Annotated in this window: 13 protein-coding genes; 4 read left to right on the top strand and 9 right to left on the bottom strand. The window is 68.3% G+C overall.

Going from position 1 to position 15,085, the window contains the following annotated elements; genetic code table 11:
- Positions 1-177: 177 nt before the first annotated feature.
- The 4 genes from ABZ434_RS11890 to ABZ434_RS11875 form a co-directional block, all read right to left on the bottom strand.
- Positions 178-990, bottom strand: a complete 813-nt coding sequence (locus ABZ434_RS11890; RefSeq protein WP_359134451.1) for a DUF3883 domain-containing protein — start codon at positions 988-990, stop codon at positions 178-180.
- Positions 971-2,797, bottom strand: a complete 1,827-nt coding sequence (locus ABZ434_RS11885) for a DEAD/DEAH box helicase (RefSeq protein ID WP_359134571.1) — start codon at positions 2,795-2,797, stop codon at positions 971-973. The genes ABZ434_RS11890 and ABZ434_RS11885 overlap by 20 nt, the downstream gene beginning before the upstream one ends.
- 2 nt (positions 2,798-2,799) lie before the next feature.
- Positions 2,800-4,227 carry a transcriptional regulator gene (locus ABZ434_RS11880; protein ID WP_359134449.1) on the bottom strand — a complete coding sequence of 476 codons (1,428 nt, stop codon included), beginning with the start codon at positions 4,225-4,227 and terminating at the stop codon, positions 2,800-2,802.
- A 90-nt stretch (positions 4,228-4,317) separates the two neighbouring features.
- Complete coding sequence (locus ABZ434_RS11875; RefSeq protein ID WP_359134447.1) at positions 4,318-5,001, bottom strand: hypothetical protein; 684 nt, start codon at positions 4,999-5,001, stop codon at positions 4,318-4,320.
- Between the two features lie 221 nt (positions 5,002-5,222).
- Between ABZ434_RS11875 and ABZ434_RS11870 the strand changes: the two genes are divergently transcribed.
- Positions 5,223-6,035, top strand: a complete 813-nt coding sequence (locus tag ABZ434_RS11870) for a hypothetical protein (protein WP_359134445.1) — start codon at positions 5,223-5,225, stop codon at positions 6,033-6,035.
- Positions 6,036-6,335: 300 nt separating this feature from the next.
- On the opposite strand, the gene ABZ434_RS11865 is transcribed toward ABZ434_RS11870, so the two are convergent.
- On the bottom strand, positions 6,336-6,917 hold the full coding sequence (locus tag ABZ434_RS11865; protein WP_359134569.1) for an XRE family transcriptional regulator: 582 nt from the start codon (positions 6,915-6,917) through the stop codon (positions 6,336-6,338).
- 1,031 nt (positions 6,918-7,948) lie between these two features.
- Here ABZ434_RS11865 and ABZ434_RS11860 point away from each other — a divergent pair.
- The gene (locus ABZ434_RS11860) at positions 7,949-9,055 is read left to right on the top strand and encodes a cell wall protein (RefSeq protein WP_359134443.1); all 1,107 of its coding nucleotides are present in this window, start codon (positions 7,949-7,951) and stop codon (positions 9,053-9,055) included.
- Between the two features lie 225 nt (positions 9,056-9,280).
- Here ABZ434_RS11860 and ABZ434_RS11855 read toward each other — a convergent pair whose 3' ends face one another.
- Positions 9,281-9,832 (bottom strand): RICIN domain-containing protein, encoded by a 552-nt coding sequence (locus ABZ434_RS11855; protein ID WP_359134441.1) that lies wholly within the window; start codon positions 9,830-9,832, stop codon positions 9,281-9,283.
- 372 nt (positions 9,833-10,204) lie between these two features.
- On the opposite strand from ABZ434_RS11855, the gene ABZ434_RS11850 reads away from it, so the two are divergent.
- On the top strand, positions 10,205-11,005 hold the full coding sequence (locus ABZ434_RS11850; RefSeq protein WP_359134440.1) for an MBL fold metallo-hydrolase: 801 nt from the start codon (positions 10,205-10,207) through the stop codon (positions 11,003-11,005).
- A gap of 23 nt (positions 11,006-11,028) precedes the next feature.
- Here ABZ434_RS11850 and ABZ434_RS11845 read toward each other — a convergent pair whose 3' ends face one another.
- On the bottom strand, positions 11,029-11,649 hold the full coding sequence (locus tag ABZ434_RS11845) for a CGNR zinc finger domain-containing protein (RefSeq protein WP_359134438.1): 621 nt from the start codon (positions 11,647-11,649) through the stop codon (positions 11,029-11,031).
- Between the two features lie 173 nt (positions 11,650-11,822).
- Between ABZ434_RS11845 and ABZ434_RS11840 the strand changes: the two genes are divergently transcribed.
- Positions 11,823-12,566, top strand: a complete 744-nt coding sequence (locus ABZ434_RS11840; RefSeq protein ID WP_359134436.1) for a metallophosphoesterase — start codon at positions 11,823-11,825, stop codon at positions 12,564-12,566.
- Between the two features lie 39 nt (positions 12,567-12,605).
- Here the strand turns inward: ABZ434_RS11840 and ABZ434_RS11835 are convergent, their stop codons facing one another.
- On the bottom strand, positions 12,606-13,934 hold the full coding sequence (locus tag ABZ434_RS11835; protein ID WP_359134434.1) for a hypothetical protein: 1,329 nt from the start codon (positions 13,932-13,934) through the stop codon (positions 12,606-12,608).
- 335 nt (positions 13,935-14,269) lie between these two features.
- A complete protein-coding gene (locus ABZ434_RS11830) occupies positions 14,270-14,902 on the bottom strand; it encodes a flavin reductase family protein (protein WP_359134432.1) in 633 nt (210 codons plus the stop codon).
- Between the last annotated feature and the right edge of the window lie 183 nt (positions 14,903-15,085).

Below are 15,085 nucleotides of genomic sequence, written 5' to 3'. Positions count from 1 at the left end.
GGGCCACACGGCCGAGTCTGCCGGCCAGCCCCTTCGGGCCAAAGTTGAAATGCGATACTGACAGAGCCTACCGGGCCCGAGGCCTGGCGATCCCTGGACCGCATGGCAGGACCCTGGCTGACGACTCAGAACTCACGGCAGACACACAGAGGACTGTAATCGAACGTGCGAGCTAATTCAGGCTGAATGCTGTTCCTGCCCAGCTGACCACCCGCCACGCTCAATACCACCCGCCGCCGGCGGACAGTTCCAAACAGGGCGCACAGGCAGCACACCGCCGTCCAGCGGCCGCCATGCCTGCGTCTCCAGCCCTGGAGTAAGCGCATGGGCCGGCACATCGACACGCACCGACTCCCAACGGCCGCGCGTCGTCTGGTCGGCGGGGACAGCCGAGTGAAGCCACTGTCTGCTGACCGTGGCCACGTTCACCGCGCTCCCGTCCCTGCCTACAAGAACAGCGGCGAGGCACCAGTCTTCGTCGCGCGACATCACCTCGTACTCGTGCCGCGACAGATGGATCACCAGACGGGTCGGGTCGGTGGTCGACTTCACCTCAATGTGCACCCGCTCCGATACAGACCTCGCAGCCTGTATGTCGTATCCGTAGGCATCGGACTCTGCGGCCACATGCCTGACATGCGATATCCCGTTATCGCGGAACAGCCGGAGCAGCGCCTGTTCACCCGCGGCCCCGACAGCTCGCCTCGCGTCCTCCGCCTCCTGGCTCCACAGAACACGGGGAACCGCTGCCTGCCCTCCGCCATCCATCACCCCACAGTCCCCCACATCCACGACGGGTCGGCCTGCGGCGGTCACCATGCCAGCCCGCCTGAGCCAGGCAAGGCCTTCGGTGTACTGGGCCGGCGTGAGATCCGCATACCACGGGTGGTGCGTGAACAGCGCCCGCACCCGTGGAACCCCAGCCACGCGCAGTTCAGTCAGCCATCGAAGCGCCGCCCGGCGCGTCGCCTCAGTGGGCAGCGACGGCATCGACGTGTTCCAGCAGGGCTCGGACGTCCGCCATATCCATGCCGGCGGCGCCGGAGGGCTCATCCACCAGGTCAGCGAGCTGCTGCACGGCAGGGTCGTCGAGGATCCGGCCCATGAACTCGAGCTTCTCCTCAAGCCTCATGGCCACCACCTCGTCAATCGTGCCCTCGACCGCCAGAACAGTGACACGCGTCTGGGTGTCAGGGGCCAGCCCAAGCCGGTGAATCCGATCAAGGCTCTGCAGGAATCGCCCCGCCATGAAGTCGCGGTCGACGTAGACGGCGTCATGGCAGACGTGGTGCAGGCTGATCCCTTCACCAAGGGTGGCGGGGTTGGACAGGAGGACATGGCAGTCGGGGTCCTCACGGAACCGTCTGATCTGTTCCTCCCGGTCAGGTGTTCCGCCGTACACAACCGCCGGCCCGTACGCCGCGAACAGGCGCTCCATCGTGGTGATGCTGCGCACGAAGGTCGTCCACACAAGGGTCTTTCTCCCCATCGCGGCGTTTGTCGCGACGATGCTGAGTGCTTCCTTGTACTTCGGGGACAACTCATGGGCGGGCAGATTCTTCATGAGCGCGTAGAGCGACCCCCCTTCCGGTACCTCAAGCGGTGGCACCTGGTATGTCAGCGGCTCGTAGCGGCTCTCGCCTTCGATGAGCAGCGCAGGGCTCGTTGCCGCCATGAGCAGGCGCAGCATGGACTTGCCCAGCGCGTCGAAGTCATCCCGCGACGCCTCCGCCCGCGCGCTGAACCGTCCCACAAGCGCGTCGTACACCTCACGGTGCACTTCCGGCATCCTCAGACGCCGGATCCGCGTCTCGAAGGGGGGCAAGCCCAGTTCGTTCTTCGTCGTACGCGTGAACAGGGGCCGCAGCACCGAGCTCGCGTATGCGAGATCGCCGCCGGCAACAGCCTGCGTCACCACTCTGCGTCCATGGCCGGGCCACACGAAGGACAGGAGATTCTCAAGGTCCCGGGCCCCGTTCGGGGCGGGCGTCCCGGTAAGGATGAGGCGTCGGCGGGTAAGGGGGCCAAGTGCCATGCAGGCGCTTCCGTACGTTCCACGGGCTCCGAGCTTCATCCGGTGCGCCTCATCCAGGATGATCATGGACGGTGCGCCCCTCAGCCAGTCCGCCAGCGCGGCCAGCGACCGGTCCAGGCGTTCGTAGTTGACGATCATGATCTCGGCTCTGAGATCAGGGATCTTGTCCATCACAACCGTGTGCGGCGGCTGCTTGAAGCAGAACCCGCTCTCCGAAAGCCATGACTCGTACGCCGATTTGGGGCTGACCACCAGAAGCCGACGCACCTCGCCACGTTCACGCATGGCGGCGTACACGGCCAGGCCCACACGGGTCTTTCCGGCACCAGGAACACTGAAGTTGGCACCGTGCCGCAGCGACAGCAGACGCGCGATATCCCGTCGCTGGAACTCCGTGAGGCCAGCGCACCAGCCCGGGCCAAGCGCCGCTGCCACAGCGCTGTCGTCCCAGCCCTCGGCCGGGCTGGGCGAGCGGAGCTGTTCCTCAGCCCGATCAGCATCGTCGAGGACCTCCCCGACCAGGGAGCCGAGTTCGTCCGACCACACCACGGAGTCGGGGTGCGGCCAGTCCGCGAGCGCGTCGACGCCCACGAGGAAGTCATCGAGGTCCATCTCCAGTGCGAGACGGCCTCGGGGACTGCCGCCAGGGAACCGGGCCGCAAGCCGCGTCAGATCGGAGCGGTAGGGCTCTCCCACCCGAAGGACGGCCTTGGTCCTCGTTACGTCCAGGCCGATGTGCAGGGACGATTCATCAGACGCCATGATCACGACGGGTCCTGCTGTACCGCGTCACGAAGCCACTCGACTCCATCGCCGGGCACCTGGATGGTCCGGGCGGTGGCCTGGGCCAGCCTCGTCAAGGTCGCCCTCAGCTTGAGAACGGCCTCGTCCAGGGCTTCTTCATCGAGGTTGTTCGCCGCGCTGGCCAGAACCATGTCGGTGATGCACTGGTCGATGTCCTCGCACGCGTCGTTGAGGCGGTCGGGGGCAGCCTGCTTCCGCTTTCGGACACGGGCGTCCTTGCCAGCCGGCTCAAGCGCTCGCTCGACCGCGCTGTGCGCGGCGTCGAACAGGGCTGACGCCTCTTCCTGCTGGGCCGCAGGGACCTTGCCCGCCTTCGCCTTGACCACGGCCTTCGCCCGGAGAACCGAGTCGGTGAACGCCCGTGCCGCCGCCACCTGGGGAACCTCGGCTCTCACCGCGCGGTTGAGTCCGGGAATTACCCGCCCGGGACCAGCTGTCGACGCCGGCTTCAGTTCCTCGGGCAGGCGGGTCTCCAGGTAGCGGTCCCGGAAGTCCGGTTCGATGAGACGGAGATCGGTCTTGGAGAAGTTCATCACGATGGCGGCAAGGCGGGTCTCCTTCAGGAGCTCAGCCCTCTCCATGTTGGCCTTGGATTCCTTGGCATAGGCGCGATGCACCTCGCGCAGCCGCTCCTGGGCATCCTCGAAATCAAGCAGCCTGAGCTGCACGCCATTTGCAGATGACCTCTCCGTCAGGTCTCGTAGGCAGTTCAGCACCCACAAGTCCTGATCAGCCGTTGATTCCCTGATACGGAAGTCCCGCGCGACCTCCTTCAACGGGCGGCCAGCCTCCACCTGCTCGTCGATCGTGAGCAGCCGGTTGATGTACGAATAGGGGCGGCGGGTGTCGTGGCGCAGCTGCAAGGACAGCTCAACGCGGTTGATGTCTGCCCACGTGCAGGATTCCGGCAGGACGGCCACCCTGATCTCGGCTACCCCGAGCTCCCTCAGGGCCGCGGCCCTGGTGTTGCCGTTGACGAGAATACCCTCACGGGTAATCAGCCCCGGTTCGTTCTGCCGGAAGTCCTTGAGGCTCTGCTGAAGCGCGTCGAAATCCTTGTCCCGCTTGGAAGGATCGGAAGGTTCGGCCTTCAGGAGGCTGTCCAGGTAGTCCTGGCTTTCGTCGCTCCACGGGTCTTCGTCGAGCCGACGGTCCAACCGCGGATCGTAACTCCGCTGCGCCTGGATCCTGTGCGTTCCGGGGTTGTAGTACAGCGAGTCCACCGGCATATCGATGACCTGCACCACCTCCGGCTTCGTACGCCACTCGATCGTCAGGGTTTCCTGAAGCCCGCCGCCGGCGGCCGCGTCCAGAAGGCGCTCTTCGACAGTCACCCTGTTCTTGGCGGCGTGCGGCGGCAGGCCGAAGTCCCTGGCGTTCTCAGTCACGGTCCGTTCTCTCCTCATCCTCAAGGGTTCATCTCAACTCATGGCGGGATCGCCCGTTTACAGCGACCCCGCCAACAGCCGAAGCCGGGGTCAGACAGGCGGAAGCCCGAGGGCCTTGCGGACTTCGTCACGCGACTCCGCCGGCAGCGTGCGAATGTCGGACCAGAGCCGCTCAACAACGCTGAACTCGCGCTCATCGGCAGCGACCCAGCCCATGATGGTCTGCCGGTTCAGCCCGCTCAGCTTGGAGATGCCGTCCAGCACAGCTTTCAGGTCGGCTTCCAGGAAGCGCCCGCCCACACGGCAGCGGTTGCATTCAGCGATGTGCTGCACGCCAGTGGATCCGTCAGGCAGTTTGACGCTCCGCCGTGCGATGTCGATCTGAGCGGACTCGAAAGTGCCGGCGTACGTCTGGCCGGGCGTGATCCCGCACGACCGGCAGCGGTGACCGTCACGGGCCAGAACCTTCCGACGCTGGGTCTCCGTCAGAGACGAGCTGGCCCTGGTCCCCTTGCCGCGGATCCAGACAGGCTGCCCCTGCGCGACGAACCGCTGCTCGTGCTGCCCCAGACGAGCGTCCTCACGGTGAGTGTCGATCTTCCAGCCGTGGTCCCGAAGCTCACGGACCCGGCGATCCACCTGGCTGACGCCAGGAAGTGCGTTCTTGAGCTCCTCCTTGGTGAAGATGCTGCCCTCCCCCACGACAGTCACCAGCCACAGCGCTGCGCGCTTCATCGTTCCGAGTTTTTCGTCCTGCCAGGACGGCAGAGTCATCCAGAGGCCCCTTCGCTTCAGGTGCATGGCAATCCACGAGTGCCAGGCGGCTGGTCCTTTTGCGGACATCTCCACCTTGGCCCCCTGACGTCCCATCACGCCAGGTCCCGCAAGGTTTCGAGGCCGTACGGAAAACATCCACGCGCTCCCGAAGAACCCTCGGTTCCGACAGAATTAGCGTCTGCTCCGCACCACAAAGTGAACGGAAGGCCTGCCTGACCGTGAACCGCAGAAACTGGAAAGAGCTGCCGCCTCACATCGGCGCCGCCCACCGCGCCCTGACGGAGGCACTGCGTGAGATCCGGGAATGCAGCCCGCGCACTCAGGCGCAGATCGCGAAGGATGCCTGCCAGGAGCCGACGACCCTCTCAAACCACCTCAATGCCGGGCGCATCCCCGACGAATCGCTTCTGCGGGGCTTCTACGCGACGGTAGAGAAGGACGCCGCCACCGCCGGGAACGGTCCCCTGCCTCACACCCTGGAAGACCTTCTGTGCCTCCGCCTCGATGCCAAGACGAAGCACTGCGCGTGCTGCACCGTCGGCTATCCGGCGACTACCGAGCAGTTGGGGACGCCCACCCAACAGCCGGCTTCCCGCATCGTCTCGAATCCCGGGCTGGCACGGGCACGACGCCTGCGCCGCCGTTCCCGGCGACGCGAAATTTCAGTGCCAGAGGAACACACCGCGCCGCCGGTCCCCCTCCGCGAGGGGGACCGGCGCCCCACAGAATCAGCAGAGCTCACTTGGCCGGAAACCAAGCTGGTGGCCAGATACCTGGCCGATGGCCAGAAACACGAAGCCGGCTTCCTCCTGTGGCAGGCGGGCGCTTCCTACTCCGCCCCTGGCATCGTTGAGGCCGTCACCTCCTGTCGCACGGCAGGACTGGACGACGCAGCCGAGGCGATACTGATCAGCGTCACCGAGCGAGTGGACAGACAAGCCGTCCTGAACGTCGCGGCGGCACTGGACGACGCCGGCCGGCACAAAGACGTCAACTTCATGCTCACGGCAGCCACGCGGTCCGCAGGCTGACCGCCTCGATCACGCTACGGGCTCTGCGGACTGGGAGCGCGAAACTGGAAACCCACCCCGATCCAGGCATACCTCCAGATCTAGATACCGCGTCCCGTCAGATCTAGATACCGCGTCCCGTCTGCCCGTCAAGCGCCTTGGCTGCGGCCTCGGCAGATCCCAGGAACTCGACGATCTTCAGACAGCACTGGCTCTTCAAGGGCGCATCTATCGCGCCGGCCACTCTCATCAGTGCCTGGTGCGTCTGTGCCGGAAACATGCCGCCAGCACATCGGTGCCTCCTTTACTAAGGGTCCAGGCTCAGGCCGGCACCGCCACGCCGCGACTCCACAGCTCTTCGGCGTGTTCGACAAACCGGTCGAACATTCCGCCGTCGCCCTGACGTCGGAGGTGGAGCAACGGTGAATCGTGTCCGACAAGTCGCGCAAGGTGTGGCGTGACCAGCGCCTGTTGATCGAAGCGGAACACGGACAGCGATACGTGGTTGACAGCGTCCTCAGGGTTACTGAAGCGGGCTTCCACGCGACTGGTGGCACCCAGGCGCCCCAAGTACTCAAGGGTGATCCTGACGCGCGTGGAAACGCTCAGAGCTACGTCCTCGACCAGTTCGCGCTGACGGGTTACCTCTCCGTCCGGGTCCCCCAACAGGAACCGGACGCGGCAGCCTGTATCGATCTTCCGGCGAAGGGTCTCGACAAAGGCCGGCTGCTCAAGCCAGAGAAAATAGTTGGTGTATCCGGCCAGGTAGATCTCCTCCGCGGCCCCTTCGATCAAGCCACCCCACACGGTCGACGGGCACGCGGACCTGTAGGGGTAGGCCTGGACGAGCTCCCGGTCATGGCCCGACTTCACCCGGTCCTGCACAGCCTTCGGCCAGATCATCTGTTCATCCACCTTCAGTGCCTGACAGGCGTCAATACGGTTTCTTGCGTGGGGAACCAGCTCAGCGTCTGCCAACCATCGCTCTACAGTCTTCGGCGCGACCCCAATGCGAGCCGCCAGTCTGCGAGGCGAAAGCTGGGCATCCGACATAGCCGATCGTAGAGCGACATTCAAGACTTCCCCCTGCGACGTTTGGGCCTTCTTGGACCATAGCGACGGACCGCCCAACCGTCGCTGCAGTTCGCGAAGATACGTCCTATAGGGGCAGCCACCCTTGCCGCATGAAGACCCCAAGGTCGGCGATCTCCCAGCCCTTCGAACTCCCCCTTCCTGCTCCGCCACCGGAACCGTCCGGCAACTGCAGCGTCTGCTTCGGCCTAGCCGAGCAACGGCAGGCAGCCAGAAGCGTGGGCGACTACTCGCGCGCTACCGACGCATCCGTAGAGATCCGTAGGCATCCTCACGCGGTTCAAGGAATCCAGTGACTGGCGTTGACCTGCCGCAGTGGCGCGAAGGCTACGCAGTTGCCCGCGCGGCAAGCGAGGGCCTAAGGGCAGCCCTCGCTGGTCTAGGCGTCCCGGAGCGCAGCTACCGCAGCATCCGGCCCGCGATGACCTCCACAGGCAGGCCATACGTCTACCTCGGGATTCTGAGCGCAGCAGCCGTAGAGGCACTCGCTTCGGCTCTACAGCATGAGCTCACCCATGTGATCCACCCCGAGGGGCAGGACGCCGGTACAACAGACCGCCCAACTCACGGAAGTCATCCGAGATCAGCCGACTGCTGACGCTCCGTCATTCACCTACACACTCGGAGTGGCACGTCTGCGGTGTTGGGAGTCGCCAGTACCCCGATCTTTTGCCGTGCCTCCATCCCGAGTCCGGCGCTTCCGCCCAAGCCTGCCCCATCCCCCCATTCCTCCTTCGCTCCCCTGGACAGTGATGCGCCGTGTTCTCGGCGCGGCCTCGCGCCGCGTCTCCCAGCCATGCCCGGAACCGAATTGGCAGCCTGTCCCAGGCCCGGCGCAGGAGGTGTCCACGACCGTCGCCCGGCATGCGCAGCCACGGGCGTGGCTGCGGGCTGTGGTGTGGCTGGTCGAGGAGGCCGGGATCCATCCGAGGGCGGGTGAGGCGACGTTGCGCATCGCTCGGGATCTCGCCCGGCGAATGGACTTCACCGCCGGGACCGTCCTGTACGACCTCGAAGGAACGGCCACGCGCTGCGGGCTGTCGAGGGCGACGGTCAAGCGTCACGTCGGCTGTCTGAGGGAGTTGGGGGCGCTGGTGTGGGTGCGCCACGGGTCGCGACGCAATCTGCGGCTTCCCGGGCGTCCGTACGCGGGTACGGCGACGGTCTACGCGGCCACCGTCCCGTACGTCTACGACCACGCGCACGGCAACCGGATCGACGGCCGGGGTTTCAGCGCCAGGGTGGTCGGGATGCCGGTGCCGTCCGCCGACAACTCGGTTACCGGAAGCCAGGATTGCCGGGCGCGTGAGCCCCAATCTCTTGCGGCCCGCCCCCGCACACGTACAGCTGAGGCAGAGGAGAGGTGTAACGACACCCCGCGCAGGTACGCGAGGCCCCGCGCCGCCTCCCGCACCCGCAACTCGACGCCGAGGAGCCCGCTCCAGGTCGCCGGTGACATCCGGATCGCCGCTCAGGTCCGGCCGCACCTCCCGTGGGCCCAGAGCGAAGGGTTACGCCGACTCGCCTACGCGCTGAGGCCTTTGATCGACCAAGGGCTCGACGCCCACGACATCTCCACCGAGCTGACCTCCTGGTGGCTCGCCTGGCGTCCTGCGCGCCCCGCCGCGTACATCACCGCGCGGCTCCGTGACCGGACGGCTGTCGGCGAGCACGACGACCTGTCGATCGAGGCTCACCTACGGACCGCCGGGCCCACCGGCAACCCCGCGTGGCAGGCATGGCTCCGGCAGCGTCCCCTGGCGACGGAGTTCCAAGAACCGCAGCGCACCGACGACGACCGGCGCCACGCCCGCCTCTACGCCTGGGACCGCTGGGTGGAGATCGCCGACCATTACGCCACGGACCCCGACGACGCCCTGGATCTCTACGGCACCCGCCTGTGCGGCTACGCGGTCACACGCGCTTCGGCTGGTCGGGAGAGTCGGTGAGTCCCGACACCGTCTTCCGGGCGGCCGACGCCCTCGTCCTTGGCGTCGCCGCCCTTTCGCCTCGCCACGACAGACGTCGCGTCCCGGCTGCGGCTGCGCCCGCGCTCCCGCCTCAGACGCACGGGCGGTCGAGCAGTTGGCGACACCACCCGAAGTGCGGGCCGGGGCCGGCCGGGCCTCCTCGTCCGTTTCCGCCGTACGAACCGGACCCGGTGCCCGGCCGGTTCAGACACTCGGCGCCATGAAGGGCATCACCAGCAGCCAGTGCTGGTTGTCGCCGGAATGCCGGCTCCACAACACCGGCCACGTACCGCGCTCTGCTTCATGCGGCCTGTCGAGCACCAATCCGGTGGCGACGTTCTGGAGATAGTGCGCGCGGCCTCCGGGGGCGGGCTTGAGTCGCCAACGCTGCCGCGGCTCACTGGTCTCGGCCCGCATCTGCGGGTGGTCTCCCTCGTGGCTGCCATGCCCGTCCAGGAACAGGTTGTTGCTCTTCGAGAGGATGCGCACTTCGCCTTCGTGACCCGAGGGGACCAGTCGCCACAACTGATGGACATGACCGTGCGCCGACCACAGATGTGGATGTGAACCGTCTTCATGGTGGAAGGCCGTGTCCAGGGCAAGCCCGGAATCCACGGATATGATCAAGAACGGCCCGTCTTCCGTGATGCTGCGCCTACGTCGCCTGAAGAGTGCGCCCACATCGGTGGTGGTGATCTTCAGAAAGGGCGGAAGGGGCGTGATCTCAGCGCCAATTCGGCGGTCTGCATCTGTCACGGAGCCAGCCTAGGGGCCAACGGTCCGTCAGCTGGGCGTAATCGGCGTTCGGCCGTCTCCGACTGACTTGATCGCGCATTCGAGAGTCCCCCGTCCATGAGATCGCCTGTCGCGCAGCGACGCATTCGGTGCGGGGCACTCGGCGGCCGTGGGGAACGCCTTGTCCTCGCGGCTGAAGGATCCTCGGCCGCGCCGGCAAGGGCCGAGGGCGCACCGGGCGATCAGAACGGGGACGCGAGCATCTTCGGTTCTGTAGCGGGTGTTCATGTGAGAACGTGCCTGATCCGCGAGGTGCCCCGCCCTGGATCGATTGTCGGGGCAATGGGCAAGGCGTCTGGTCATGAAGCGACCGCCGGTGGCACCATCTGTGCGATGCCTCCCTCCCTTCAGATCGGCCCCTACACCGTCACCGCGCTCACCGACGGCGAGGGCCCCTTCTTCTCCCCCAGGTCGCAGGCGTTCCCCGAGGCCACCGACGCACAGTGGGCGGCGGCCGACCGGTTCGATCCCGGTGCGCTCGACGCCGAGGGCGGCTGGCGGCTCCAGTTCCGCGCGTACGCGGTCCGCAGCGAGCGGGGCGTGACGCTGGTCGACGCGGGGATCGGCCCGGCCGACAGTCCGGCGGCCTCGTGGGCGCCCGTGCCCGGGGCGCTCCCCGCGTCGATGGCCGCTGCGGGGATCGACCCGGCCGAAGTGGACACCGTGGTGCTGACGCACCTCCACACCGACCATGTGGGCTGGGCCGTCGTCGGGGGCGAGCAGGCACGGCCGTTCTTCCCGAACGCCGCGTACCTGTTGCAGCAGGCCGAGCTCGACGCGATCGAGGAGATCAACCCGCACCTGAGGTCCTCGGTGATCGCTCCGCTCCGGGCGACCGGTCAGCTTCGGCTCCTCGACGGCGACACCCCGCTGGGCGGCGGCGAGCGCGTGGTCGCCACGCCCGGTCACACCCCCGGGCACCAGAGCGTGCTCGTCGCGTCCGGGCGCGAACTGGTCGCTGTCACCGGCGACCTGCTCGTGCACGCGATCCAGGTACTCCACCCCGAACTCGCCTACGCCCACGAGATGGACGCCGGCCAGGCAAGGGGATCCAGGGAACAGGTGCTTCGCATGGGCGCCGACACCCTCTACCTCGCGACCCCGCACCTGACCGATCCGTTCATCGCCCGCTGACCCGCCCGGGACGGCGCCGGTGATCAGGACGGGCCGGAAGCGCCGTCCCCCGCCGTGCGCCGGCGGCTGTAGTGGCGGGCCGCCCGGGCGCGGTTTCCGCAGGACGGCTTGCACCATTCCTGGCGTCCGTGGCTCTTCACGAAGTAGCGCACGCAGCGGGGCGCGGTGCAGGAGCGCAGCTGCTCGCGCTGCGGGCCGCCGAGGAAGTCGATGGCGGACCGGGCCAGGGCGGCGACGAGCCGTACGTACGGATCGTTCTCCGCGGACAGCAGCCGGGTGTCGGGAACTCCCCCGGACGGCCAGAGGAGTTGAGGGGTCACCGGTTCGCGCGCGGCGACCGCGTTGAGGTGGCTCACGGCCCGGCCGGCGGGCATCAGGCGGTGGGCGTCCGCCGGGCTGGGCGGAGCGGGGCTGACCGCCTGGGCGAACAGGGCTCGGACCGCCTGCCGGAGCTCGATGAGGCGGCGTCTGAGGTCGTCGTCCGCGGCCAGTTCTCCGGCATCGGGTACGTGACCGGCCAGGAGCTCCGCCTGCCCATGGATCCAGCGCGTCGTTCCCTCGACCGTGGCGAGGTCGTCGGCGACGCCGCCGTCGCCGTCATGGCGAACCGTGCTCGCCAGTTCCAGTGCCGGCCAGCGCTCCACAGGACATCCCCTTCCGTCTCGGTACCGGTCGTCGACCGCTTGATCACATCCCTGCGCACACCCTATGGTCTCTAACGGAAAAGCTGAAAACTTCCGTTAGAGGTGGGGTGGGTGAAGGTGCCCGTCCCGGCACAGGACCGTCGGTTGAACCGCCATTGAAGGAGACTGCGGAAATGACGCTGCTTGCACAGATCAGCGACCTGCACCTGGACGGCAGCGAGAGGGCGACCGAACGCGCCACCCGCGTCATGGACTACCTGCGGGCCCTGCCCCGCCCGGTCGACGCGCTCCTGGTCACCGGGGACATCGCCGATCACGGCGAGGAGGCCGAGTACGAGGAAGCTGCCCGGATCCTGACCGCCCCCTTCCCCGTGCTCACCTGCCCCGGGAACCACGACGTCCGGCCGGCGTACCGCAAGGCGCTGCTCGGAGAAGCGGCGGAGCACGGCCCCGTCAACCGGGTTCACCACATCTCCGGCACCGCCGTCCTGATGTGCGACTCCACCATCCCGGGCCGCGACGAGGGGCGCCTCGACACCGAGACGCTCGCCTGGATCGACACCACCCTCACCGAACTGCCGCAGGACACCCCGGCCCTGATCGCCTTCCACCAGCCGCCGGTCGCCCTCCATCACCCGCTGCCCGACTCCGGCATGCTCCAGGAGCCCGGGCAGCTGGCCGACCTGCTCGACGCGCACCCGCAGGTCGCCGCCGTCCTCACGGGCCACGCCCACACCGCTGCCGCCTCGATCTTCGCCGCACGTCCGCTGATCGTCGGACCGGCCGTCACCTGGACCCTGCGCATGCCCTGGGAGGGCGACCGGGCCGCGGACCGGGACCAGCCGCCGGGCCTCGCGTTCCACGTCCTCGACGACGAGCGGCGGCTGACCACCCACTACCGCGTCGTGCTCCCGTAAGCAGTCGCGTTGCCGCACCCGGTCCCCGAAGCGGGCGGTTCATTCGGACGGGCGGACCCCGACCAGGCTCGAACCGCGTACGTAGACAAGGCGGTTGGCCGCGAGGAAGAACGCGGGACCACTGGTGGCGCGCCGCCAGGTGATCTTCCCGTAGGGGTCGACCGCGATGATCTCGCCGCTGCGCCCCTTCCCCGGGACGTACCACGCACCCTGCCCCAGCTCCTGTGCGGTGGGGTCGAGCGCTGCGGGGCGGGGCCGGCGGGTGGTGGACGGAACGGGCTGCGGATCGCGGTGACTGCCGTCCACGCGATAGGCGAGCACGCTGCCGCCGTAGGCGACGGGGTACTCCCCGGGATTCAGGCGCAGGGGAAACGTGCCGTGGTAGTCGTCCCCGACCAGGGCGCCCGCCGAGTCCGGCAGGGCCAGGCGGTAGCCCACGCGGAGCGGGATCGACGGATCCCTGCGGCAGCCTTCACGGACGGCGGCCTGGGGCTGCTCCCAGGTGAAGGCGCGTTGCCAGACCGGGGCGGCCGTCTCGCCGATGTCGTACGCCGCTGCTCGCGCGTGGCAGCCGGGCCCGTGCGGGGCCGTCACCACGACGATGCGGTAGAGGGTGGGGATCACCTGCGCGATCTCACCTCCGGGCAACTCGACGGGCCTCGACCGCAGCCGGTCCTCCCCGCTCCACAGGGTCACGAGGCGGCCGTCGGCGACGAAGACCAGTGGATCGCATCTCCGCAGGAGGCGGCCGGCTCCGCGCTCCTCCGCCACGTCCTGGCCGCAGGGGGTGGCGAAGACGGCCGGGCCGCGGGTTCGGTGCGTCCACAGGACCTTGCCGGTGTCGGCGTCCCAGGCGGTCAGCGTGCAGGAGGATGACGGCAGGCATGTGGCGGCCACCGCCATACGCGTTCCCGATGTCCACGTGACGGTGACGAGCCGCAGTTCCCCGGGGGTGCGGGCCGGAGGGCGGGCGAGTTCCGCGAAGCGGCCGGTCAGGGGATCGAGTGTCGCGATGGACGGCAGCCGGCCGGGCGCGGCGGCGCCGATGAGCGTCACCACGCTGTCGGACGAGTGGGCGGCGGTGCGGGCCTGCCCCGGCCGTCGTCCGGTGAGTGCGAACCGAGCCGGCAGCGTCGTACGCCAGAGAACCTTCCCGTTCTCGTCGATCCTCGCCGCCACCGTGCCCTGCCCGATGATCCCCAGGCGACGGTCGACCAGCGCCCAGCCGCCCGAGGCATCGGTCGGCACGGGCAGGGGCACGCGAAAGGCGTCTTCGACGTCCTTGTACGCCTCCATGCGTGGCGGGCCGGACGCGAAGCAGCCGGCGAGCAACGGAAGCAGGACCAGAAGTCCGAACACTCTGCGCATGAATCCCCCGCACCAGCCTGTACGGGTGCGGCGCTCGCGGGGAGCACGAACGACGACCGATTCGGTCACGGAACGGCGAGCGCGGGTCGGCGACCTCGCCGGGAGCTCAGGCGGAAGCCGTCCGGTCCGCGACGGACAGCTTGCACCGACCGGCCCCCGCAGGACCTGCGCAGGCGGCCCCGCGAAGCGGTCCGCATCAGGCCGATGGCCCAGCACAACGGGCAGCCGCGCAGGGCGAGCACGCCCACCGGCAGGAGCAGCAGGCCGACCGGGCCGGTGGCCTGCACGCGTGCGACCGATCCGGCCAGGGGCGGTTCCCGCCGCACCCCCACCCGTCATCGCTCGGTGGGTGTCTCCGAGTTGAAGCAGTGGCCGAGCTCGGGGCCGAGGCCCTGGTAGTGGCGGAAGTTGTAGATGAGCGGGCTCCAGAGGGTGGGGTCGATGTGCTGGGTGCCGGGCACGACGATGTTCCGGTCGGCGTGGACGCGGGTGACCCCGCACTCCACGATCAGGAAATGGCCCTCCGCATCCGGTGAGATGCGCCGGGCCCTGGCTTCGAGCTGGAGCGGGCATTCGGCGACCCTCGGAGTGCGTACGGTCTCGGACGGTACGGGCGTGAGCCCGGCCGCGGCGAACTTGTCGGGCTCGTAGCGGTAGCCGCGGGCCCGCTTGGCGGCGGGCACGGGGGTTGCTCCGGTGAGCGGCGCGAGCCGCTCCACGGCGGCCCACAGGCTGGGATTCGGGAGGCTGATCACGAGGTCCGGCCGGGTGGCCAGGTTGGCCGCCGTCCGGCCGGAGGTGCCGAGGCCGAGCACCACGGTCTGCCCGAGTGCCCAGGCGGAGGAGACGGGGGCCAGGTTGACCGAGCCGTCCTCGTTCTCCGTGGTCAGCAGGGCGACAGGGGTACCGAAGTACAGGATGTTCGGGGTTATCGCGATGTGCGAGGAGGTGTGTGCCGCTGTGGTCATGGGCCGGAACGCTAGGGTCCGGACTCTTCGGCGGCGGCCGAACCGTCGACGGGCAAGACTGAGCCGGTGACGGCCGCTCCACGTCAGGGGGCATGCAGCGGCTGCACCGGGTTGTCCCGGAGCCGTCCGAATGCCTGCCGCGCCTACGTGTTCGGCGGGAAGACCTGAGAGAAGACGTGCTCG

The organism is Streptomyces sp. NPDC005761 (assembly GCF_040630635.1).
Taxonomy (GTDB): Bacteria; Actinomycetota; Actinomycetes; order Streptomycetales; family Streptomycetaceae; genus Streptomyces.
This window is presented reverse-complemented; position numbering and strand designations above follow the sequence as displayed.

Bases quoted from the DNA above. Each gene is read 5' to 3' on its own strand.
- ABZ434_RS11890 (WP_359134451.1), bottom strand. From the start codon at position 990: ATGCCGTCGCTGCCCACTGAGGCGACGCGCCGGGCGGCGCTTCGATGG.
- ABZ434_RS11885 (WP_359134571.1), bottom strand. From the start codon at position 2,797: ATGGCGTCTGATGAATCGTCCCTGCACATCGGCCTGGACGTAACGAGG.
- ABZ434_RS11875 (WP_359134447.1), bottom strand. From the start codon at position 5,001: ATGACTCTGCCGTCCTGGCAGGACGAAAAACTCGGAACGATGAAGCGC.
- ABZ434_RS11865 (WP_359134569.1), bottom strand. From the start codon at position 6,917: ATGATCTGGCCGAAGGCTGTGCAGGACCGGGTGAAGTCGGGCCATGAC.
- ABZ434_RS11850 (WP_359134440.1), top strand. From the start codon at position 10,205: ATGCCTCCCTCCCTTCAGATCGGCCCCTACACCGTCACCGCGCTCACC.
- ABZ434_RS11840 (WP_359134436.1), top strand. From the start codon at position 11,823: ATGACGCTGCTTGCACAGATCAGCGACCTGCACCTGGACGGCAGCGAG.
- ABZ434_RS11835 (WP_359134434.1), bottom strand. From the start codon at position 13,934: ATGCGCAGAGTGTTCGGACTTCTGGTCCTGCTTCCGTTGCTCGCCGGC.
- ABZ434_RS11830 (WP_359134432.1), bottom strand. From the start codon at position 14,902: ATGACCACAGCGGCACACACCTCCTCGCACATCGCGATAACCCCGAAC.